At 58.6% G+C, this 22,211-nt stretch carries 18 protein-coding genes, 4 tRNA genes and 2 pseudogenes; 13 read left to right on the forward strand and 11 right to left on the reverse strand.

Features of this window, described 5'->3' with window-relative positions:
* The first annotated feature begins 144 nt into the window (after positions 1-144).
* From PSH65_RS09200 to PSH65_RS09215, 4 genes are all read left to right on the forward strand, one after another.
* Positions 145-220: transfer RNA gene (locus PSH65_RS09200), tRNA-Val, on the forward strand.
* Positions 221-238: 18 nt separating this feature from the next.
* Positions 239-315: transfer RNA gene (locus tag PSH65_RS09205), tRNA-Asp, on the forward strand.
* Positions 316-516: 201 nt separating this feature from the next.
* Positions 517-592: transfer RNA gene (locus tag PSH65_RS09210), tRNA-Val, on the forward strand.
* A gap of 19 nt (positions 593-611) precedes the next feature.
* Positions 612-688, forward strand: a tRNA-Asp gene (locus tag PSH65_RS09215).
* Between the two features lie 162 nt (positions 689-850).
* Here the strand turns inward: PSH65_RS09215 and PSH65_RS09220 are convergent.
* Both PSH65_RS09220 and PSH65_RS09225 read right to left on the reverse strand, forming a co-directional pair.
* Complete coding sequence (locus PSH65_RS09220; protein ID WP_305425918.1) at positions 851-1,987, reverse strand: catalase family protein; 1,137 nt, start codon at positions 1,985-1,987, stop codon at positions 851-853.
* A gap of 3 nt (positions 1,988-1,990) precedes the next feature.
* The gene (locus tag PSH65_RS09225; RefSeq protein ID WP_305425919.1) at positions 1,991-3,823 is read right to left on the reverse strand and encodes a di-heme-cytochrome C peroxidase; all 1,833 of its coding nucleotides are present in this window, start codon (positions 3,821-3,823) and stop codon (positions 1,991-1,993) included.
* 269 nt (positions 3,824-4,092) lie between these two features.
* On the opposite strand from PSH65_RS09225, the gene PSH65_RS09230 reads away from it, so the two are divergent.
* The 6 genes and pseudogenes from PSH65_RS09230 to PSH65_RS09255 all read left to right on the forward strand — a co-directional run.
* Entirely contained in the window at positions 4,093-4,806 is a 714-nt protein-coding gene (locus PSH65_RS09230) for an FKBP-type peptidyl-prolyl cis-trans isomerase (protein WP_305425920.1), read from the forward strand.
* Positions 4,807-5,101: 295 nt separating this feature from the next.
* A complete protein-coding gene (locus tag PSH65_RS09235; RefSeq protein WP_258616082.1) occupies positions 5,102-5,557 on the forward strand; it encodes a YkvA family protein in 456 nt (151 codons plus the stop codon).
* Between the two features lie 111 nt (positions 5,558-5,668).
* Complete coding sequence (locus tag PSH65_RS09240; protein WP_305425921.1) at positions 5,669-6,010, forward strand: helix-turn-helix domain-containing protein; 342 nt, start codon at positions 5,669-5,671, stop codon at positions 6,008-6,010.
* A complete protein-coding gene (locus PSH65_RS09245) occupies positions 6,007-6,378 on the forward strand; it encodes a hypothetical protein (protein WP_007898892.1) in 372 nt (123 codons plus the stop codon). The genes PSH65_RS09240 and PSH65_RS09245 overlap by 4 nt, the downstream gene beginning before the upstream one ends.
* Positions 6,379-6,786, forward strand: a complete 408-nt coding sequence (locus PSH65_RS09250) for a sel1 repeat family protein (protein WP_305425922.1) — start codon at positions 6,379-6,381, stop codon at positions 6,784-6,786.
* A gap of 380 nt (positions 6,787-7,166) precedes the next feature.
* Positions 7,167-7,367 (forward strand): annotated as a pseudogene (locus tag PSH65_RS09255) (hypothetical protein); the annotation flags it as partial.
* A 338-nt stretch (positions 7,368-7,705) separates the two neighbouring features.
* Here PSH65_RS09255 and PSH65_RS09260 read toward each other — a convergent pair.
* Positions 7,706-9,499, reverse strand: coding sequence for an alpha/beta fold hydrolase (locus PSH65_RS09260; protein WP_305425923.1), 1,794 nt, complete (start codon positions 9,497-9,499; stop codon positions 7,706-7,708).
* A 487-nt stretch (positions 9,500-9,986) separates the two neighbouring features.
* On the opposite strand from PSH65_RS09260, the gene PSH65_RS09265 reads away from it, so the two are divergent.
* Together PSH65_RS09265 and PSH65_RS09270 are read left to right on the forward strand one after the other, a co-directional pair.
* On the forward strand, positions 9,987-10,556 hold the full coding sequence (locus PSH65_RS09265; protein WP_305425924.1) for a hypothetical protein: 570 nt from the start codon (positions 9,987-9,989) through the stop codon (positions 10,554-10,556).
* Between the two features lie 50 nt (positions 10,557-10,606).
* Positions 10,607-11,281 carry a MarC family NAAT transporter gene (locus tag PSH65_RS09270; RefSeq protein WP_305425925.1) on the forward strand — a complete coding sequence of 225 codons (675 nt, stop codon included), beginning with the start codon at positions 10,607-10,609 and terminating at the stop codon, positions 11,279-11,281.
* Between the two features lie 291 nt (positions 11,282-11,572).
* Here PSH65_RS09270 and PSH65_RS09275 read toward each other — a convergent pair.
* Both PSH65_RS09275 and PSH65_RS09280 read right to left on the reverse strand, forming a co-directional pair.
* Positions 11,573-13,365, reverse strand: a pseudogene (locus PSH65_RS09275) (bifunctional diguanylate cyclase/phosphodiesterase).
* 145 nt (positions 13,366-13,510) lie between these two features.
* Positions 13,511-15,592: a carboxy terminal-processing peptidase gene (locus PSH65_RS09280; RefSeq protein WP_305425926.1), complete on the reverse strand. Its 2,082-nt coding sequence runs from the start codon at positions 15,590-15,592 to the stop codon at positions 13,511-13,513.
* Between the two features lie 140 nt (positions 15,593-15,732).
* Between PSH65_RS09280 and PSH65_RS09285 the strand changes: the two genes are divergently transcribed.
* Positions 15,733-16,695, forward strand: coding sequence for a zinc-binding dehydrogenase (locus PSH65_RS09285; RefSeq protein WP_305425927.1), 963 nt, complete (start codon positions 15,733-15,735; stop codon positions 16,693-16,695).
* A 120-nt stretch (positions 16,696-16,815) separates the two neighbouring features.
* On the opposite strand, the gene PSH65_RS09290 is transcribed toward PSH65_RS09285, so the two are convergent.
* The 6 genes from PSH65_RS09290 to PSH65_RS09315 form a co-directional block, all read right to left on the reverse strand.
* Positions 16,816-17,469: an HAD family phosphatase gene (locus PSH65_RS09290; protein ID WP_305425929.1), complete on the reverse strand. Its 654-nt coding sequence runs from the start codon at positions 17,467-17,469 to the stop codon at positions 16,816-16,818.
* A gap of 34 nt (positions 17,470-17,503) precedes the next feature.
* Complete coding sequence (locus tag PSH65_RS09295; protein WP_305425931.1) at positions 17,504-18,493, reverse strand: ABC transporter ATP-binding protein; 990 nt, start codon at positions 18,491-18,493, stop codon at positions 17,504-17,506.
* Entirely contained in the window at positions 18,490-19,290 is an 801-nt protein-coding gene (locus PSH65_RS09300) for an ABC transporter permease (protein WP_305425933.1), read from the reverse strand. Before PSH65_RS09300 ends, PSH65_RS09295 begins: the two co-directional genes overlap by 4 nt.
* Positions 19,277-20,122, reverse strand: coding sequence for an ABC transporter permease (locus tag PSH65_RS09305; protein ID WP_370694681.1), 846 nt, complete (start codon positions 20,120-20,122; stop codon positions 19,277-19,279). Before PSH65_RS09305 ends, PSH65_RS09300 begins: the two co-directional genes overlap by 14 nt.
* Positions 20,119-20,925 (reverse strand): alkaline phosphatase family protein, encoded by an 807-nt coding sequence (locus PSH65_RS09310; RefSeq protein WP_305425935.1) that lies wholly within the window; start codon positions 20,923-20,925, stop codon positions 20,119-20,121. Before PSH65_RS09310 ends, PSH65_RS09305 begins: the two co-directional genes overlap by 4 nt.
* 170 nt (positions 20,926-21,095) lie before the next feature.
* A complete protein-coding gene (locus tag PSH65_RS09315; RefSeq protein ID WP_305425936.1) occupies positions 21,096-22,160 on the reverse strand; it encodes an ABC transporter substrate-binding protein in 1,065 nt (354 codons plus the stop codon).
* Positions 22,161-22,211: the final 51 nt, after the last annotated feature.

A 22,211-nucleotide genomic window follows, 5' to 3' on the forward strand; every position in this document is an offset into this window, starting at 1 on the left:
TTATACAAAGGGGGGCATTATTGTCCTCCGGGTGCCATAGGCCAACCCTTCTCTAAGCCTTTGGAAGGCCTGATAAAATTAATTTAAAAAGTGCTTGCCAGAGGTTGGGTCGCTCCGTAGAATGCGCGCCACACCGAAAGTGAAGGGTGATTAGCTCAGCTGGGAGAGCGTCTGCCTTACAAGCAGAATGTCGGCGGTTCGATCCCGTCATCACCCACCATTCGCTTTAGTGTTACGCGCAGCGGTAGTTCAGTCGGTTAGAATACCGGCCTGTCACGCCGGGGGTCGCGGGTTCGAGTCCCGTCCGCTGCGCCATATTCGGTAACCTGGAACGCTGAACGCCAGGTCACCACGGAAAAGCCCGCTAACGCGGGTTTTTTTCTGTCCATAGTTATGTGTAAGTTGTTCCTGCAGGTCGCGTCGTTTTACCGGTTTTCAGATTTTTTTGATTTTTTATCAATTAAATCAACACTTTATGAAAATCTGTGGCACAATGCGCCCCGCAACGAAGGTAAAGGGTGATTAGCTCAGCTGGGAGAGCGTCTGCCTTACAAGCAGAATGTCGGCGGTTCGATCCCGTCATCACCCACCACTTACTTTCAACGCTACGCGCAGCGGTAGTTCAGTCGGTTAGAATACCGGCCTGTCACGCCGGGGGTCGCGGGTTCGAGTCCCGTCCGCTGCGCCATATTCGGTATCTGGAACGCTGAACGCCAGGTCACCACGGAAAAGCCCGCTTAATGCGGGCTTTTTGCTGTCCGGGATTTGGCTTTGTGCTGGATCCGCTGAAAAAAACGATCTGTCAGGTCAAGTGCAATCCATGTGGGAGCGGGCTGCTAACTGGCATTGCCTATTGTTCGACGTTACGACTGTGCCGGTAATCGCTGACGGCCTCGTACACCGCTTTGCGCAACCGGTTGATCCCGCCAATCGGCCTATGGGCCTCAAGCCCGAACCATGGATTGAACGATAGATTGTCGCATTGCAGGTTCAGCGCCGGGGTGTCGAAATCCTGGGCAGGCAGTTTGATTCGGGCCACGGTTTCGAAGGGCGCGTCGCTTTCGCTCCACTCGATACTGGTGTCTTCGATCGGCATGTACTTGCCCGCGTCCTGACGCTGGATCTGCAAGACGAAACACGCCGGCACCCGATCGGTCGACAGCTGCTGGTTCAGCGCACTGCGCAGGAAGTTCGGCAGGTTTTGATTTTGCGTGGGTAGCACGTAAGCCGGGCAGCTATCAGGATCCGGCATCACCCGGAATTTGGCGTTGGCTTCACCAAACTTGTACGGCGAAACCGAAAAGTAAGTGGTCTGCGTCGGGCTTGCCGGGGCAGGGGAGAGCGTCGCCAGCGCAATAAACAGATGGCGAACCTGCCAGGTGCGCGGGTCCCAGCCCGGGAAGAACGCCATCGCCTTTTTGCCATCAGCCTGAGCGGCCACATTCTGACGATACTCCGCGACATCGCTGACAAAGAAGTTAGGATGGTTGAACATCACGAAATCCTGTTCGTTGCGCCCTTGTCGGTCACTCAGCAACTGTTTACCAGGCACATCGAACAGTTTGATCGCCATGCCCCGAGCATCGCGGATGCTGTCGAACTGCGGATACGCATTGCCATTGGACAGCCGTATCGTCGCTTGCCAGGTTTTGCCGGGCTCGCTGAACACGCCTTGACGTAACGCCACCGCCAGATCCGGCAGCACCTGAACCTCGGCCTTTACGCAGCCATGGGCCTTGGCATGGGCATCGCGCAGGTAGCGGGTACTTTCGCGGTGTTGATCGACGATACGCACGGCCGTCTGGATGATGTCCTGGGTCATTGCCGCTTCGCCGTCCGGAATCAGTTCTTCAGCCGATACCGGGCCGCGATGCTGCCAGGCGGACCAGGCCATGATCAGCGCCCAGCCGAGCAGGCCCAGACCCAGCAACCACAGCAGGGTTTTGCCGAGGAAGGCGCCCAGGCGCAACCAGAGAGTGATCAGCATGGGTCAATCCTTTTGACTGAGAAGGCGGTCTGGCAATTGCGACTCCATCGGGCCGCCCAATACTTTCAGGTATTCCAGCAGCGCCCAGCGTTCCTCCGGTTGCAGCAGGCGACCAATGACGCCGTTCCCGCGCTCGCCTGCGCGGAACTCGTGGCCGCTGTTGTGATTGCCGGTGATGCGCGTGTCGAACACAAAACCGTTGGTGAAGGCTTCGGTGCGATAACCCAAATGTTTGGGGTCGTATTCGAAGGTGCCTTTGTAGAACGTGGTGGCGCGTTCGTTCTGGGGCGAGAGCAGTTGATAAATGCTCGGTACCGAACCGTTGTGCAAAAACGGCGGCGTGGCCCAGACGCCCGCCAGTGGTCGGGCTTTGTAGCTGCGCAACTCTTGAACGCCGATCGGCAGGCCGAATCCGTCCAGGTTCGGGCGCTCTGCGGGTGTCACATTGGCTTTGCGGTAGGCTTGGTTGCCCACGAAAGCAGTGACATAAGCGAGCCCCTTGGCCACGGACAATTGGCTCATATCCAAGGGTTCTGTGGGTTTGGGATGCAGTTGTACATCCAGTTGCGCAAGCTCTGCCGGATCCCACTGCAAGGCCGTCAGATCGAAGCGATGGTCGGCAATGTTGTTGGCGGCGCCGGGGTCTGTGCCAATCACCTCCACAGGCAGTAATTTCAGATGTTGCACGGGTCTGCTGTCGCTTTGGGTGACGCGGGGGACATGACACCCGGCGCAGTTTTCAGCGAACAGTTCGCGGCCTTTTGCGGCCAGGGGTTTGTCGATGTTGCCCAACAGGGCTTCCGGCCAGGCAGGCGGTTTGAGTCGTTGCAGGGTTTCTTCGATCCGGTGCAGATCGCGCACCCGGACGCTGGACGGGTAGCGGTCGTCGCCCTTGAGCGGCTGCCCGCTGCTGTCGAAGAAATTCAGCGTGGCGCCCACACCCAAGGCTTCGCCGATATTACGGGCCATCGGTTGCTGCGCCGAACCGTTCCACTGCACCCAGTCGAAGGTCCACATGTCCCACAGTTGCGGGTAGTCCACCGGAGCGTTAGCCACGCGGTAGTTGGCGGGTGAAATCGCGTCGCCGAAGCTGGCGTTGGCAATTCGCCCGAAGGCATCGGTGCGGCCGGGGCCTTCTTCGGTGGGGTAGAGGCCGCGATGGGTATCGTTCCAGGCCACTTTCAAGAAGGTATCGAGTGAGACTTTAAAATCCTGGCGTAGTTGCTGATGCCGCGCGTCGTAGTCCTGACCCAGAACGTTGCGGGCGAAGCGTTCGAATTTCCAGGGGTTGTAGTAAGTCGAGGCGAGGCTGGCCACCAGTGCCTGGCCGAAGCTGCCGCCACGCAGGGTCGGAACGCTGGACGGCAATACATGCTGGGCCGAGCCACCGTCGATGCGCACGGCTTGGCCATTGAAGCGCAATTCGCCGGTGTGGCAGGCGGCGCAAGTGATGTCCAGAAACTCGTCCTGGCTGCCGGGGTTTTGATGACGGGCAAAACCGACGGGCAGGTTACCAGGGTTGTTCGGCGTGGCTTTCTGGCTCGGGTCGATCAGAAAACCAAAGCGTGCGAGGTATTCGGGAGCGGCGAATCGGCGCTGCGAGAAGGGCAGTTCCAGGGCGTTGAACCAGTCATAGCGCAAGCCTTTGACTTGGGTACCCTGAGGCGTGAAGTAGTAAGCCTGGCGGTCAGCGGCGCTCCATTGCTCCAGGTAATTCACCTGTTGCGCCGGTGACCAGGCTGGCAATTTCGGGTTGGCGACATAGTACAGCACCACGGCGAGGCCAAGCCCCAGCAGTACTGCGATCAGAATCAGCAAGCGGATTATGAGGCGCACGATAAACATCCTTGTCAATTTGTAGCTCTCTTATGCCTCAGCTGACGAGGTGCGGCAAGAGGCCATTACGCCAGAGGCTGTGGGAACGGGTCCTTGAGTCTGTAAGAGCCAAATGACAGAAGCTTCATCCTTCTATGGCCGAAATGCGTTTAAACACCTGAACTTATCAGACGTTTCCTGCTCTCATGCCGGTAGCCATTGGTCGTGGCGGCCTGATAAGCTCGCGGCTTTACTCGATTGCCCTTTAGGCGCATGAACAAGGAAATAGCATGAAACAGCATCGGTTGGCGGCGGCGGTGGCCCTGGTTGGCCTGGTACTTGCGGGTTGTGATTCGCAGACCAGCGTAGAGCTGAAAACCCCGGCGCAAAAAGCTTCCTACGGTATCGGTCTGAACATGGGCAAAAGCCTGGCTCAGGAAGGCATGGATGACCTGGATTCCAAAGCGGTAGCCCAGGGCATCGAAGATGCCGTCGGCAAGAAAGAACAGAAGCTGAAAGATGAAGAGTTGGTTGAAGCCTTCGCCGCACTGCAAAAGCGTGCTGAAGAGCGTTTGGCCAAGATGAGCGAAGAGTCGGCAACTGCTGGCAAGAAGTTCCTTGAAGAAAACGGCAAGAAAGCGGGTGTCGTCACCACGGCTTCCGGCCTGCAGTACGAAGTGGTCCAGAAGGCGGATGGCGCACAGCCTAAGCCTACCGACGTAGTGACTGTTCACTACACTGGCAAACTGACCAATGGCACCGTTTTCGACAGTTCCGTCGAGCGCGGCAGCCCGATCGATCTGCCAGTCAGCGGTGTGATTCCGGGTTGGGTCGAAGGCCTGCAACTGATGCACGTTGGCGAGAAGTACAAACTGTACATCCCTAGCGAACTGGCTTACGGCGCCCAAAGCCCGAGCCCGGCGATTCCAGCCAACTCGGTGCTGGTATTTGACCTGGAGCTGCTGGGCATCAAGGATCCAGCCAAACAAGACGCCACCAAGTAATCCGCGTCTGCTCGAAAAAACAACGCCTCGCTTATGCGGGGCGTTGTTGCATCTGGAGTTCGTTGAAGGTAAACAAAACGAACGGATGCGGTACGCTGGAGTCATAGCCAGTGACAGTGCCCGAGCTAGACGTACCGGCGCGCCAAGTCAATGAAATCTTGGGTTTTTTTATGTGAGTAAAAAACGCCCGATCTGAGTCAGACCCTTATGAAACGGGGCTTTCAGCGATGAAATGCAGCTCTGTTCACAAGGTTATCCACAATTTGTGTGGATAACATTTCAGCGGGAGGAAAAGATGAAAATGCCCTGGAATTTCGCTCGTTTCCTGCCACTGGCCGGGCGTCTGCTCGCCCGTGGCCGTTTGCCGACCCTGCTGTTTGCTGTTGCCAGCAAAGGTGCCAGCCAGGGTAATCGTCTGGGCAAGCTCAAAGACGATCTGCGGCTGTTGCAGGCACTCTGCCTGGCCTACTGGCGTGGCGAATACCGGGCCATCAGCCCGAAAGCATTGGTCTCGGTGGTGGCCGGCCTGATGTATTTCCTGAGCCCGGTCGATGCCATCCCGGATTTCATTCCGGTATTCGGCATGCTCGACGACATTGCCGTGCTGGCCTGGTTGATGAAAGTCCTCGATGACGAACTCAACGCCTTCCGTGCCTGGCGCAAGCGTCAGTTGCCGGAAAAGCTCGCAGTGGTCGAACGCCTGCCTGATACCCCGGAACAACTGCAACTTCAGGGCCCGAAAAAAACCTGAACCGATTCAGGATCATCCATATTCATACCCCCGCGACCTTGGCCGCTGTTAGGATTACACTTCTAGGGAAAAGCGCCGACTCGCTAAGTGTCGTTGTCCTACGGGGTAGTCATGGATATTCAGATAATTACACGCGAAGGCGAACCCGAATATGCGGTTCTGCCATGGGCTCAGTATCAGGCTCTACTGAAAGCAGCAGGCATCAAGCAACAACCACCGCGTGACGCCAAAGTGCCTCCCGCGGCGGCACCAGACCAGATTCTTCCGGGTCTGGATCAACTACGCAATTTGCGCGAAGGGAAGGGCATCGCCATTGAGGCGCTGGCCCGCACGGTAGGCATCAGCCCGTCATATCTCGCCTTGATCGAAAGCGGTGAGCGTCAACCCGACGCTGCTATTCGCCGCAGCCTCGCCTGGGAATTGACGGTGCCAGGATGGAGGGATGAATCGTGAGCGTACGCATCAGTCGTCAACATTGGGATGGATTGCTGGGGGAGCTGGATCAGGCGCGCCGTCAGCGCCATCTTTTGACTTATCGGGCGTTGCTGGAGCGTTTGCAGCTACCCACGCCCGCCATGCAAACCTTGACCGCAGCCCTTGAGCACCTGGCCGCGCTGGATGCCAGAGCCGAGCAGCCGTTGCGCAGCTCGTTGGTGATCAGCCAGGGCGCCAGCCGCTTGCCGCGCACCGGCTTCTTCGAATGCGTCGAGCGCCTCGGGCGCTTCTCCGGACCGTCCGATGGCGTGGCTGCCGCGTCCTGGCATGCCTCGGAAGTGGTGCGGGTGTTCGAATACGAGTACCCCGAGTCGGCGGAAGCCTGAGTGTTCCTGCGACTCAAGGCGCGGGCCGGTTACTGGCTGGCCCGCCGGTTGTTCCACTGGTCGTGGTTTGTGCGTCAGCCGCGAGGCTGGAGTTGGCTCGAGGGCCAGTTCGCGCGTATGGCGAACCTGGGTGATGTCGGCGCCCAGAGCTTCTACGGCCACATCCTGACCTTTCGCGGTGTCGGTCTTGGGGCTCGCGAGGAGGGGGTGCGATTACTGCGCCTGGCCGCGTTGGCGGGGGATGGCAAGGCGGCCTATCAGGTTGGCGTGATCAGCCTGGCGGGGACGCCGAGCAAGGCGCCGGATCCGGTGGAAGCAGCTCGCTGGTGGGAAATGGCGGCGAAGGCCGGGCATCCGCTGGCCGAAATCAAATTGAAAGAGTTGGCGTCTCGTGGTTCTGTAGATTAAACCAATTGCATGTCTGACAAACGAACGTGGCGTGAGGGGAACCTCCCGCCACGTTTGCGTTTTTGCCTTCTTGTTGATTAATGGAGTGATCATTAGCGAATCGCCCTACATCAACATCATCCTTTCCCGACTTCTTTCCTGATTGATCCCCCGCAAAGTCTCGCGCGTTTATTGCCGGGCAGATCCATCGGAGATTTCGGCGCATCAAGCGCCACCAGTTCGGCGTTTTTTATCGTCTGTGTTTTATGGTAGCTGTGCGCGGGGCGCTTTCGAGTGCGCCGGGTGCCTAACGTCCCGGTCTTCCACACTTGCGTACAGCCGCCACCTATTGCGTGGAAGTGATTTCTGGCAGCTCCGATCCATACGTTAGGAATCAAACAATGACAGCAATTACCCCTGATCCACCCTACGAAAATCCAACTCCCCACCCCAAAAACTGCTTCATGGCGCTCACCAGCAACTGCACCGACATGCCCACGCTGTTTGTCGATACCCACGCGCCACTCGATATTTTGACCGACGCTGCCAGCTATCGAATTCGCGCCGTCACAAAGGTACTTGAGAACCTGTCCATGCGCGGCCCCGGCACATTCTTCGTGTGGTGTTTGGCCTGTGATGCCATCTCTGCCAATTGGCTAGCATCGAATTGTCCGCAGGACTGGATGGGCAAGGGGACTGATATTTTTGAAGGAAACAAATCAGTCCCCTTTTTTTCACACTTTTTTCCGCAAAAGCTTTTCCGATCTTCACGCGGATGCGAGACGTTGGCCACCGCAGCAACCTTCAAGCCTGATCTTCAGCCATCTACCATCGATCATGACGAGACTCACGGGGCGCACCGCTCGGTCGATCCTCACCTGGGTAAAGCGCTGAAACCCACGGGGTGGCGTGGGGTCAGCTCGAGGAAGAGATGGCAGCCTCAACGCTCCATGACATAGGTGCCAGGTGCGGGGCAAAGGGGCGGGTACTTGCGCGAGCCGAGCTTCTTCGGTGCCGGCAGGATGTCGCCCGAGCGCTGCCCGATCCATTCGCGCCAATGCGGCCACCAGCTGCCTTGCTGGCGCTCCCCGGCGTTTTGCAGCCAGGTCTCCGGGGTCTCGGCGGTGGCAGGCGCCGCGTAGTAGAACGACTTGGGGTTGCCCGGCGGGTTCACCAGGCTCTGCAGATGGCCGGCGTTGGACAGCACGTAGGTTGTGTCCTCACCCAACAGCCGGGCAGTGCCGTAGCAACCCTGCCAGGGGGTGATGTGGTCGGTGGTGCCGCCAACCACATAGGCTCCCACCTTCACTTGGGTCATGTCGATCGACTCGCCGGCAATCTCAAGGGAGCCCGGGTTGCTGTAGGGGTTCTGCTGGACCAGGTCGAGGTAGTCCGCGTGCAGTTGGGCGGGTAGCTGCGTGGTGTCGTTGTTCCAGGCCAGGATGTCGAAGGCCGGCGGCTTATTGCCAAGCAGGTAGTTGTTGACCCAGTAGTTCCAGATCAGGTCGTTGGGCCGCATCCAGGCGAACATGCGGGCCATGCTCTGGCCGCTCAGCACGCCCTTGCGCCGGGAGCTGGCCTTGGCTGCGCGCAGGGCGGAAGGGGTGGCGAATAACCCCAGGGTGGTGTCGTCCAGCACCGAGGGCATGTCGAGTACGCACACGGCCCAGCTGGTGTTGGCCACCTTGGGGCCTTCGCCACGAGCCGCCAGCCAGCCCAGGTAGGCGGCCAAGGTGATGCCCCCCGAGCAGGAGCCCCACATATTCACATCCGGGCTACCGGTGATCTTGCGCGCCACGTCCACAGCCTGGTCGAGGCACAGCGCGTAATCGGACAAGCCCCAGTCACGGTGCTCGCTGGTGGGATTGCGCCAGCTGATGACGAAGAAGTTCACGCCGCTGTCCTGAATCCACTTGATCAGGCTTTTCTCCGGCGACAGATCGATGGCGTAGTACTTGTTGATTTGCGGTGGCGACATCACCAAGGGCCGGGCATAGACCTTTTCGGTGGTGGGCGCGAACTGCAGCAGCTCGAACATCTCGGTGCGAAATACCACTTCGCCCTTGGCCGTGGCGATGTTTTCCCCAACCTTGAACGGCGTGCTGTCGACCTGCCTCGGAAGCCCACGGTTGTTCAGCATATCCTCGCCGAATTGGCGGAGGCCCCTGGCCAGGCTCATGCCACCGGTGTCTACCAGCTTGCGCAGCGCCGCCGGATTGGTCAGCGGCGAGTTGCTCGGTGCCATTGCATCGGCCAGGAGTGCTGCTACGAATCGGGCTCGGCTCTTTTCCAGCGGGGCAAGGTCGGTGGATTCGATGAAGCGGGTCAGCTCACTTTGCCCGGCCAGGTAGGCCTGCAGCAGCGCGCGCAGGAAGGCGTTGGATTGCCAGGCCGGATCGACGAAACGCTTGTCCTTCGGGTCCGGCGCGATATCGGAGTTGCCGCCGACGATGCCGCGCAGCTCCTTCAGGTAGCCACCCAGATGAGCGCCAGCCTTGAGCGGCGACTTACCCACGGCCTTGAGCAGGTAACCGGCCGAGCTGGCCAGGTCCGCCGCGCGCATGCTGACTAGCGGATTGCCTGCCAGGGCCTGATTGGCAGCGATGCCGATCTGCTTTTGTTGCTGGGGGTTGTCCGGGAGATCGCCATCCTTGCGAGCGCGACGTTTTCGGCCGGTCACCGGGGGGCGCTGGGTGGGGGTTACGGTCTCGCTCGCTCGGGTAGATCTGCTCATGGCGGCTCTCGTGTTTCTGGCGCTGGGCCCGGTTGCGGTGTTTGTCTCCGACTCTAGGGTGCAGCGGGTGCGGCCACCTCGCATCGCACGACAGCGAATTTACATTTCATGACAAGGGGCATCGTGGACTGACGAGCTGAATGGGCGGCCTGCGGGACAGTCAGTGGCTACTGGTTGCCGTGCATGGTGAAATCTGGGGGAAGAAAAAATCGTAAAAAGTGGGCAGATTTATTTTCCGTTCCCAAACGAGCGCTTATGGCTGTGGGGGAGGGCAGACATCGGCCAGAAGCTGCCACTCGCATTCAACACGAGCACATCAAATTCAACTCCAGCCTACTGATCGAAGATCTGACGAAACAAGCGAACAGCCCAATCGACACTGTGATGGGGCATCCCCGCAATCAATGTCTATGCTTTGACCTGTGTGCAAAACGCTCCCACCGGTAATCCGTGCTGTTCTACCTGCCAACAAAAGAAAAACAGGCCCATGAAACCGATTCCCTCCCTTGCCGTTGTAACCCTTGCCTCGATCATGGCCGCGATCGGCTTTACGGCCCATGCATCCGAGGTGCCGTTGGGTAGCCATTCCATGGAAGGTCACATCGTCACGCGGGTGCTGGCCGTTGATCCGGCGAATCATCAAGTCACCATAGAAGACGCCAACCAAAGCCCGGTATCCATCCAGCTCACGGAAAAAGCCAAGACCCTGAACAATTTGAAGGTTGGCGACAAGGTCGATATCCACGTTATTCGCTCGGTCGCCTATGTGCTCGACACGAATGTCGACGCTGCGCCAGGGGGCAGCAACGAATCAGTCCGTACCACCCAGCACAATCCTGATCCGGGCGGTGAGGCGGTTCGAAAGGTCAAGGTCACTTCAAAGATCACTCGCATTGACTTGAAAAAACATGAAGTGACCTTGCTTCCGTCGGAAGGCGAACTGACCGTCCTGAAGGTCGAGGACCCGCAGCTTCAGGCCAAAATGAAGAAGCTCCAGGTGGGTCAGACAATCAATGCCATCTACACCGAGGTCATGAAGATCAAAACCTCGCGTTAAGGTGCCTGACAAGCAAAGACCTTGAAGAAGGCTGCTACGGACGCTTCGATATGACAGATTTGTTGAATGCTATCGCGCTTGGATTACTGGCGTTACTGCCACTGACCAATCCGCCTACAACAGTGGCTTTATTTATCGCCCTGAGCAAAGGCCTTACCCAAAAAGAAAAAAACCAACAGGCGCTTGCAACTTCGCTCTATGTTTTTCTCATCATGGCACTGACCTATTACATAGGTGAGTTTGTGATGGACGCTTTCAACATTTCCATTCCAGGCTTGCGAATGGCAGGCGGTGGCATTCTCATAATAATGGGCTTGAAGATGCTCTTCCCGCCGCCTGTCCAGGCTTCTGCTGCCGCCAACAGCCCAAAGGAACAGGCTAGTTTCGCCTTCATTCCGCTGGCCATGCCCAGTACTGCCGGGCCAGGAACCATCGCGATGATTATCAGCGCTTCCGCGACCATTAAGCACAGCACGTTATTTCCAGCCTGGGTGCTATTAACCGCGCCGCCGTTAATCTTCTTGTTTACTGCGATTATTCTCTGGGTCTGCCTGCGCAGCTCAGGATTAATCATGAAAATAACAGGGGAGTCAGGCATTGATGCGATATCACGCCTGATGGGCTTTCTACTCGTATGCATGGGTGCTCAGTTCGCCATAAACGGGTCGGTAGAAATAGTACAAACCATCATTGACAATAACTTTCATTTACCCCGCCCTCAGTAGCTCAATCTCCAGGCTACGGGCGGCTAAAACGTGGGTGTCTGCTACCCTTGGTTTTGTCATCGAGGTCGGTTGTTTTCACTCCCTGACATTGATCCAGCCTGCTCAAGCCTGCCTGACCACATGAGGTGGGGCGATGCGCACTTCTCTAATGGAGAAAATCAAGCCAGGCTTCAGCGAAGCCTTCCGCCACGTTTGCTTTTTTGAGCGAAATTTTTGGGCGGGGTCTTCGGGCGGCGCCTAGTGATGGATTAGTCCTGGAATTGTGTGGTACCCGCGAAGGCGTCAGATCAATCAGCGATGCCCAATGAGCAGTTCTTCTTCAGGTCCGGACACCGCCAGGCTATCAATTACATGCACGCTATACCCCGGCACATTCTTCGCGTGGTGTTTGGCCTGTGATGCCATCTCTGCCAATTGGCTCGCGTCGAGTTGTCCGCAGGCCTGTGGATGCAGATGCACCACGCCGATGGACAGGGACAGTAACGGGAATTCCTGCCGCACACCCTGGCGGTTGGGGGCGATGAAGCAGCCGGCTTCGAGGTGTTCGCTGCGGTAGAAGCGTCGGCATTGGCTGTGGAAGTCGTCCAGCAACTGGTTCAGGCGTTTGCGCCAGTCTTCCGGGCCGAGCACCAGCAGGAAGTCGTCGCCGCCGATATGGCCGACGAAGTCGCGGGAAGGGTCGATGCGGTCGTTCAGGCATTGCGCCAGGCACAGTAGGACTTCATCCCCGCGACCGTAGCCGTAGATGTCGTTGAAGGGTTTGAAGCTGTCGATGTCCACGTAGCAGATCATCGATTCCCGTTCCTGTTGCAGCAGGCGTGTCAGGCATTGCTGGATCGGCACGTTGCCCGGTAGCAGGGTCAGCGGGTTGGCGTAGCGGGCTTGCTGGATTTTCAGTTCGGTGATCAGCTTGAGCACGTCGATCACTCGGCCAAGCCCCAGATAGCCGCCGTTGAGGGTGATGATGAAGTCTTCTTCGATACGCTGGCGGGCGCGGCTGGTGATCAGGCGGCTGACCTGTTGCAGCGACTGGCTCAGTTCCACGGCGAGGAAGTCGTCGCTCATCAAGCGGCTGATGGGCTTGCGGGCGAACAGGTCGGTGGCAAAGGGCTTGAGCAAGGCATCCGAGAGCGAATGACGGTGGACAATGCCGCAGGGCTGGCCTTGTTCGTCGAGCACCGCCAGGGAGTTCAGGTTGGCTTGGCGGCGGAAGGCTTCCAGCACGGTGGCGGTCGGGGTGGCGCTGGTCACCGCCGGCTGGTCGTTGAGCAGGGCGCTGAGGTCACTGACTTCCTCATTCAGTATCGCGGCGACGCTGTTCGGTTTGGGCATCAAGGTTCGGGCATCTCGGGGCGGATGCTCTTGAGGCCGACAGAGCAGATAACCTTGCAGCAGATCAACGCCCATTTCAGTCAGTACGGCGAGTTCTTCCTGCAATTCGATGCCTTCGGCGATCACTTTTGCCCGCGAAGCCTTGGCGATCTGCAGGATCGAGCCGACGAATTCACGCTTGAGCGCGTCCTGATGAATGCCGTCGATAAAGTGCCGATCGATCTTGACGTAGTCCGGGCGCAATTCAGACCAGAGCCGCAAGCTCGAATAACCGGCACCCAGATCATCCAGCGCAATAGAAAAGCCCATCGCCCGATAGTGATGCAGGGCGTTTTGCAGCAACTGGAAATCGTCGGTCGGGGTCTGTTCGGTGAGTTCGATCACCACCTGGCTCGGAGGTATGCCGAAATCCTGCAGCAGTTGCAGGGTGCGTCCGGGTTGGTGGGGGCGGCTTCGAGCAGGGATTCCGGGGATACGTTGAGGAAGAGTTTGCCGGGCAATTGCTGTTCATTGAAGCGGCGGCAAGCACTTTGACGGCAAGCGATTTCCAGTTCGCTGAGGCGACCGGCCTGGCGGGCTATCGCGAACAGGGCGACAGGGGAGTGCAGTGGGCTGTTGGAGGGGCCACGGCTGAGGGCTTCGTAACCGATGATGCGTCGTTCAGAGAGGGAAATGATCGGTTGGAACAGGCTGTGCAAACCGCTTTGAGTCAGTATCGAGCTCAAGGCACTCAGCTGTTCGGTCGTGGTCATGGCGTTCTCTGGCGATAAAAAAAGGACTGGGCGTGCTCTCGTTAAAGAGCACGCCCAGTCCTGTATTTCACGACAGAATGATGACTGTTTGATGACGCTCCGGGGAGCGTCAACATTAAATTGCCATCATCTTGCTTGTAACAACTTAGTGCTTGGCAACCGCGGTGTTGAGTTTCAAGTAATCCAGCAGAATCCGCCCGGTCTCGCTCAGATAAGCATCGTCTTCTGGCTTGGTCTTGTCCTGCTCGACCGCGATGGCATCTTCGTCTTCTTTCTTCAGCTCTTTGAGCGGCTCTTCGCCCTTGGCCTTGCGACGGATGTTTTCCATGGCCAGTTGCTTGGCTTCGATATCGGCGTGTTGTGCACGACGGTCGGCTTCATTGAGGCTGACGGTTTTTTCGCTCATCAACTTCTGCGCCAGGGCCAGTTTGTCGCGGATGAACACGAACTCCGCGTCCTTGGCCGTGCGCACGTCATGCTCGGACTTGAGCTGCGTGATGTACGGTTTGAACGGGTCAAGCGCAGGCTTGATGGCCGCACGAATGGTGTCCCATGGCATGGCTTCCGGCAGGGCGCTTTCACCGATTTCCTTGGTGTCGATGATCGACGGGTAATCGATGTCCGGCAGCACGCCCTGATGCTGGGTGCTCTGACCGGAAACCCGGTAGAACTTGGCCAGGGTCAGTTTCAGTTCGCCATGGTTGAGCGGCTGAATGGTCTGCACGGTGCCTTTACCGAAGGTCTGGCCGCCGATGATCAGCGCGCGGTGGTAGTCCTGCATGGCACCGGCGAAGATCTCCGAAGCCGAGGCGGACAAACGGTTGACCAGCAACGCCATCGGGCCTTTGTAGAATGCGCCCGGGTTTTCATCTTCCAGCACATCGACCCGGCCGTCGGCGTTACGCACCAGTACGGTCGGACCTTTATCGATGAACAGACTGGTCAGCTCGGTGGCTTCCTGCAAGGAACCGCCGCCGTTGTTGCGCAGGTCGATGACCACGCCGTCGACCTTGTCTTTCTGCAACTCGGTCAGCAGCTTCTTGACGTCGCGGGTGGTGCTCTTGTAGTCCGGATCGCCAGCACGGAAGGCCTTGAAGTCCAGATAGAAGGCCGGGATCTCGATAACGCCGAGCTTGTAGTCCTTGCCATCCTGCTTGAGGTTGAGGACCGACTTCTTCACCGCCTGGTCTTCGAGTTTCACCGCTTCGCGGGTGATCGGCACGATCTTGGTGGTCTGGTCGTTCGGCGCATTGCTGGCCGGAATCACTTCCAGGCGCACCACGGTGCCTTTCGGACCACGAATCAGTTTGACCACTTCGTCCAGGCGCCAGCCGACCACGTCGACCATTTCTTTGTTGCCCTGGGCCACGCCGATGATCTTGTCGGCCGGTGCAACCTGTTTGGTCTTGTCGGCCGGGCCGGCAGGCACCAGGCGCACGACTTTCACTTGATCGTTGTCGCTCTGCAACACGGCACCGATGCCCTCGAGGGACAGGCTCATGTTGATGTCGAAGTTTTCCGCGTTATCCGGCGACAGATAGTTGGTGTGCGGGTCGTAGGACATGGCGAAGGTGTTGATGTACGCCTGGAAGATGTCTTCCGGGCGGGTCTGGTCCAGACGCGACAACTGATTCTTGTAACGCTTGGTCAGGGTTTCCTGAATCTGCTTCGACTCTTTGCCGGAGATCTTCATCCGCAGCACTTCGTCCTTGACGCGTTTGCGCCACAGGTCGTCCAGCTCGGCGGTGGTCTTGAGCCAAGGGGCATCCTTGCGATCGACCAGCAAGGTTTCCTTGGCGGTGAAGTCGATCTTGTCGACGCCTTTGTTCAGCTCGGCAAGGGCAAAGTCCAGACGCGCCTTGACGCGGTCCAGGTAGCGCTTGTAGATGGTGAACCCGGCGTTCAGGTCGCCGCTTTTGAGGAAGTCGTCAAACTGGGTTTTCCATTTGTCGAATTCGGCAATATCGCTGGCCATGAAGTAGCTGCGCGATGGGTCCAGCAGCTTGATATAGCTGTCGTAGATGATCACGGAGCGTGCATCGTCGAGCGGTGGCTTGCTGTAATGGTGACGCTTGAGCAGTTCGACGACGTTCAGACTGGCGATGACTTCGTCGCGATCGGGCTGAAGCTTGTCCCAGCTGTTGGCTGCGAACGAATTGCTCGACATCGGCAAGAGACCGAGACCAATGACAAGAGCGAGGGCGGTGCTGGGGAAAAAATGCTTCATGCTGATTCGACGCGGGGACAATTGATCACGCATATTAGGCCGTCTTTGAAGTCGCCGGTTCCCACAAGGGCCGGTCGCATAATGCAAGAAAGCCCGGCGCTATAGCTTCGGGCTCAGTCCAGACTCACTATGGAGGCACTGTGAAAGCATTGCAAGGCGTTGAGGGGCGAGTGGAGTGGGTTGAGGAGCCGAGTCCTACGTGCGATGTAGGACAAGTTCGTATCCGAGTGGCGGCAGCGGGACTCAATCGAGCCGATTTGTTACAGAAAGCGGGCCTGTATCCGCCACCGCCGGGGGCCAGTCAAGCACTGGGTCTTGAGTGTTCGGGGGTGATCAGCGAGGTCGGTCCGGGCTCGTCCTGGCAGGTAGGCGATCGTGTTTGCGCCTTGCTGGCCGGGGGTGGGATGGCCGAAGAGGTAGTTGTCGACGGACGGCATGTGCTGCCAGTTCCCGAAGGTTTGTCCCTGGCCGAGGCGGCAGCGTTGCCGGAAGTGTATGCGACCGTTTGGCTGAATTTGTTTCAGCTAGCCGCGCTCAAGCCGGGTGAGAAAGTTCTCCTGCACGCCGGGGCCAGTGGAATCGGTTCAGCTGCCATTCAGCTGTGCAAGGCGTTTGGTAACCCGTGCTGGGTCAGCGTCGGTTCTGCCGAGCGTCTGGCTTACTGCGAAGCGTTGGGCGCACAGGGTGGCGTAGTGCGTAATGGCGATCTGGATAGCTTGAACGATCTTGGGCCGTTCGACGTGATTCTCGATCCGGTGGGTGGCAATTACGCGGCGTTGAATCTCAAGCTGCTGGCTCGCGATGGTCGATGGGTGCTGATCGGCTTGATGGGCGGTCGTGAGGCGCAGCTGGATCTGGCGCAGGTACTGGCCAAGCGTGTGCAACTGTTGGGGTCGACCCTGCGCAGTCGCGACGAGCAGTTCAAGGCCGATTTGTTCAGCGATCTTGGCCAGCACGTCTGGCCGCTGTTTGGCGAAGGGCGTTTGAGCCCGCAACTGGCCAGGACATTTGCGATCAAGGATGCCGAAGCCGCGTTTGCGGAACTGGCGACCAATAAGGTGTCGGGGAAGTTGGTGCTGGTGATCGACGAAAGCCTGACCTGAGACTTGGTACGGCGCAATCTTTGTGGGAGCGTGGCTTGCCCGCGATTCAGGCGGCGCGGTGTGTCAGTTAAACCGCGTCATCGTTCGTCGCGGGCAAGCCACGCTCCCACAGGTTCTCCGTTACTTCCAGATATGGATCGGCCAGCCGGCCTTTTCGGCATGTTCAAGCAGCACCGGGTCCGGATTCACTACGTGTGGGAAATCCACCTTCAGCAGCAGCGGCAAGTCATTGCGTGAGTCGGAATAGAAACTCGCACCTTCCAGGTTTTCCTCTTCCGCATCCAGCCATTCCAGCAACCGGGTGATCTTGCCTTCGCGGTAGGTCAGGGTGCCGACGGTATTGCCGCTGTACACCCCATGCGCCACTTCCAGCTCAATGGCGAGAATCTCGTCGATGCCCAGACGGTCGGCAATCGGCTTGACCAAATGCGTGCCCGAAGCCGAGATCACCAGGATCCGGTCGCCGGCCTTGCGGTGGGCGGCGATGGCTTTGGTGGCGTCGCTGAAGATGATCGGTTCGATGAAGTCTTCTACCCAAGGCGCCACCAAATGCTCGAGCTCTTCCGGGGTACGGCCGATCATCGGCTCGAGGCTGAAGGCCATGTAGTCCTCCATGGCCAGGTGGCCCCTGCCATAGGCATCCATCAATTCCTTGTCGCGACGCAGGAAGGATTCGCCATCGACCCAGCCGAGACGGGCCATCTGTTCGCTCCACAGCGAGGCGCAGTCGCCGTGGATCAGGGTTTCGTCCAGATCAAAAATTGCCAGGGCCATCAGTGCAGTTCTCTCTTCAACATCAACGAAGTCATCAGGCTACCTCACGCAGGGCCGTCGGATCGATGGAAAGTGCCAAACGCTGACCATCGGGATGCAGGTCGGCCGCCGAGCGGTTCAGTACATCCACCACCAATTCCACGCCCCGGGCCTCGACCCGATAGCGAATCACGTTGCCTAACAGGCTGTGGCTGCGGACTTGGGCATCGAGTTCGCCATTGAGGCTCAGTTCGATGGCCTCCGGGCGAATCGCGAGGCGATGGGTGATCGGTCGTTGCAACAGTTTCGTCGCGCTGTCGGGGTCCAGCAGGTTGTAGTTGCCGATGAAGCCTGCGGCAAAAACATCGACTGGCGCGGTGTAGAGGGTTTCGGCATCGCCGCTTTGTACGATCTTTCCCTGATTCATCAGGAAGATTCGGTCAGACATGGTCAGGGCTTCTTCCTGATCGTGAGTGACGAAGATCGTGGTCAGACCGAGTTCGCGCTGGATCTGACGGATCTGTTCGCGCAGGTGCTTGCGAATCCGCGCATCCAATGCCGACAGCGGCTCATCCAGCAACAACAACCGAGGCCGGGTCACCAGCGAGCGAGCCAGGGCGACACGCTGGCACTGGCCACCGGACAGTTGATGCGGGTAACGGGCGGCGAAGTCGTTCAGCTCCACCAGACTCAGTACTTCGGCGACGCGCTTGTGACTGTCGTCGGCGTTGACCTTCTGCATGCGCAAACCGAAGGCGACGTTCTGCTCCACGGTCATGTTCGGGAACAGTGCATAACTCTGGAACACCATGCCGATCCCGCGTTTTTGCGGGCTCAGCGGAACGAGGTCGTGACCCTCCAGCAGAATCTTGCCGCCGTCCACCGAGGTCAGCCCGGCGATGCAACGCAGCAGGGTGGACTTGCCGCAACCGGACGGGCCGAGCAGGGTGACGAATTCACCTTTCTTGATTTCGCAATTGATGTCGGTAAATACAGGTGTGCCCGCGTAGCTTTTTTGAAGATGTTGGACGCTGACGTAGCTCATTCGCTTTTGTCCTTGTTCAAGATATTGGCTGCCCAGGTCAGAACCAGCACAAAAAAGAAGTAGGAAATCACCACCGCGCTGGTGAAGTGGCCGCTGCTGTTACGCATGTTGTTGAGGTAGACCTGCAAGGTTTCGTAGCGGGTGCCGACGAGGATGTTGGCGAACACGAACTCACCGAACAGGAACGAGAACGACAGCAGCAACGCCACCATCAGGCCCTTGCGCAGGTTCGGCAGCACCACCAGGAACGCCGCTTGCCAGGTGCTGGCGCCGAGCAGTTGCGCAGCGTCCATCAGGTCGCGCAGGTTGATCGCTTGCAGGTTGTTGGTAATCGCCCGGTACATGAACGGCAGCGCCACGGTGAAGTAGCAACCGATCAGAATCCAAGGCGTGCCGACCATCGCGAACGGCCCCGAACCGTAGAGCTGCAACAACCCCACCGACGACACCACTGGCGGCACCGCGAAGGGCAGCAGGATCAGGATATTCATCAACGCGTCGAGTTTTGGGAAGTGGTAATGCACCACGAACAGCAGCGGCAAAATCAGCACCACCGACAGAATCAGCGAGCCGACGCAGACCAGCAACGATTGCCCGAACGCGTCGAGAAAGCGCGGATCGCTCCACAGCTGGATATACCACTTGAAGGTAAAACCGCTGGGCATGATCGTCGCGGACCAACTGCTGGATATCGAGTAGATCAGCGTTCCAAGCAGCGGCAACAGCAGAATGGCAAACAGCAAATACGCCACGACGCGGTGATAGACACCGACGGGGCCCAGTTCAGCGCGAGACATGGTAGCTCCTCTTCAACAGCAGCTGATGCACGATGGTCACCAGGGTCATCAACGCCACCAGCACCACGGCCAGGGCGCTGGCCAGGTTCGGGTCGAGGGAAATGTCGCCGGAGACCATCGCCGCAATGCGGATCGGCAACACGTTGAAGTTGCCGGTGGTCAGGGCGTAGACCGTGGCGTACGCGCCGAGGGCGTTGGCCAACAGGATGACGAAGGTGCCCAGCAGCGCCGGGGTCAGCACCGGCAAACCGATGTGCCGCCAGAATTGCCAGCCGTTGGCGCCAAGCAACGCGGCGGACTCACGCCAGTCTTCGCGCAGGGCATCGAAAGCCGGGTAGAGCAGCAGCACGCCCAGGGGGATCTGGAAGTAGGTGTAGAGAATGATCAGCCCGGTTTTCGAGTACAGGTTGAAATCCTGAATGATCCCCGCCTGTTTCAACATGATGGTGAAGGTGCCGTTGAACCCCAGCAAAATGATGAACGCGAAGGCCAGGGGCACGCCGGCGAAGTTGCTGGTCATGTTGGCGAAGGCATTGACGAAGTTGCGCAGTTTCGAGTCGACCCGGCGCAAGGAGTAGGCGCCGAGTACGGCGATGATGATGCCGAACACGCTTGACCAGAAACTGATCTCGAGGCTGTGCTGGATCGCCTGCAAATAGAACTTCGAATTGAAGATTTTGCTGAAGTTGGCCAGGCCCCAGCCGAACTCTTCCGATTCCAGGCTGTTGATCATTACCCAGAGCAGCGGGGCGATCTGGAACACGAAGAAGAAAATCGCGAAGGGCACCAGGCACAGAGCGGCCAGCCATTTACCGCGGGTCATGGCGTTCATTTGAGCAGCTCCCGGCACACAGGTTTGTCGTGGGGTACGCCCAGCAGTTCGCAGACGGTGCCGCAGATTTCGGTCTGTTTCGGTGCGGCGGTTTTGTTGAAGCTGAAGGCGTCGCCGAGGACGAACAGCGGCACTTCGCGTTCTTCGGGCAGCAGGCCGTTATGGGAGCGGTCGTTGTTCATGCCGTGGTCGGCTGTCACCAGTACTTGGTAGCCGGCATCGAGCCAGCCTTGCAGGTAGTCGGCGAGGATGATGTCGGCCGAGCGGGCGCTGTTACGGTACTGCGGGGTGTCGAGGCCGTGTTTGTGCCCGGCATCGTCGATATTCATGGGGTGGACCAGTAGAAAATTCGGCGCGTGGCGCAGGCGCAGGTTTTCGGCGTCGGCGAACAGGTGCGAGTCCGGGTAGTGGTCGCTCCAGTAGAAATGACCGTGCTGGATCGGCAGTTTGGGGTCGTCGGTATGGCGATCCCGGGCGGCCACGAACGGCGAACGGTTATACAACTCGCTGACCCAGTGATAGGCCGCGGCGGCGGTTTTCAGGCCGGCGTCGGTGGCGTAATGGTAGATGCTGCGCTGGTTGGACAGGCGCGAGACGTTGTTGTGAACGATGCCGCTGTCGATCGGCGTAACGCCGGTCAGGATGCATTCGTAAAGCGGTCGGGACAGGGCCGGCAGTTCGCACTCCAGCTTGTAGAGTGCCGCGCGTCCTGCGCCAACGTAAGCCTGCAGATGCCCCATGGCGTGGCGCGCGACTTCGTAATTGAGGCCGTCGAGCACGACAAGGATGACGTTGTGCTTCATAGGGCTGGGACTCCGCAAAACAGTGAATATCGTCAAACCTGTAGGAGCGAAGCTTGCTCGCGAAGGCGGACTGTCAGCCAACATCAATGTTGAATGTCAGTCCCTCTTCGCGGGCAAGCCTCGCTCCTACAATGGATCTCCATCAGATCCCCGAATGGGGATCTACCGTGTTACGGCATATTGATAATGACTTCTTCCTGCCACTTCTGCGGCAGCGCTTTGGAGGTCTTTTCCCATGCGTCGGCGTCTTTGATCGGCGTAACCTTTTTGTACTGCTCGTTAGGCAGCAGCTTGGCCTTGACCTCTGCCGGCAGAGTCAAGTGCTCGGCGCGGATCGGACGGGCGTTGCCTTTCGCCAGGTTGATTTGGCCGGCATCGCTGAAGATGTATTCGCGGGTCAGCTTGGCGGCGTTCGGGTTCTTCGCGTATTTGTTGATGATGGTGGTGTAACCGGAAATCACCGAGCCATCGGATGGAATCAGCACGGTGTAATCATCCGGATTCGCCATCTTGGCCTTGTAGCTCAGACCGTTGAAGTCCCAGACCACACCGACTTCGATTTCACCTTTTTCCATGGTGGCGATCGTCGGGTTGGCCATGGACAGCCGGCCTTGCTTGGCGATGTCAGCGAACAGCAACAGGGCTGGCTGAATGTTTTTCTCGTCACCACCGTTGGCGAGGGCGGCGGCCAGTACACCGTTGGCCGCCTGGGCCGCGGTGCTGACGTCACCGATAGAGACTTTGTACTTGCCGGTCTTGAGGTCGGCCCATTTGGTCGGTGCTTCAGAACCGTGCAGCAGCTTTTTATTGATGATGAACGCGATGGTGCCGGTGTAGGCCAGCGCCCAGTTACCGTCCTTGTCCTTGGCCCAATCCGGAATCTGTGCCCAAGTGGTGGGCTTATAAGGTTGCACCACGCCCTGCTTGACCGCGATCGGGCCGAAGGCGGCACCGACGTCGCCGATGTCGGCGCTGGCGTTGTCTTTTTCGGCGGCAAACTTGGCGATTTCCTGGGCCGAGCTCATGTCGGTGTCGATGTGTTTCAGGCCATATTTCTTGGCCAGGTCTTCCCAGGTGCCTTTCCAGTTGGCCCAGTCATCGGGCATGCCGACGCTGTTGACTGCGCCTTCCGCTTTCGCAGCGGCTTCCAGGGTTTTCAGATCATCCGCCGCCATGGCGGAGGTGCACAGGGCAATGGTCGAGCCTAACAGTGATGCCAGGAAAAACTGTTTCATCCGAAGCTCCTTTGGGCGTTTTCAACGCTGCGATTGCGGTTATGTTGGTCT

The sequence above is a fragment of the Pseudomonas sp. FP603 genome (assembly GCF_030687415.1).
GTDB lineage: Bacteria > Pseudomonadota > Gammaproteobacteria > Pseudomonadales > Pseudomonadaceae > Aquipseudomonas > Aquipseudomonas wuhanensis.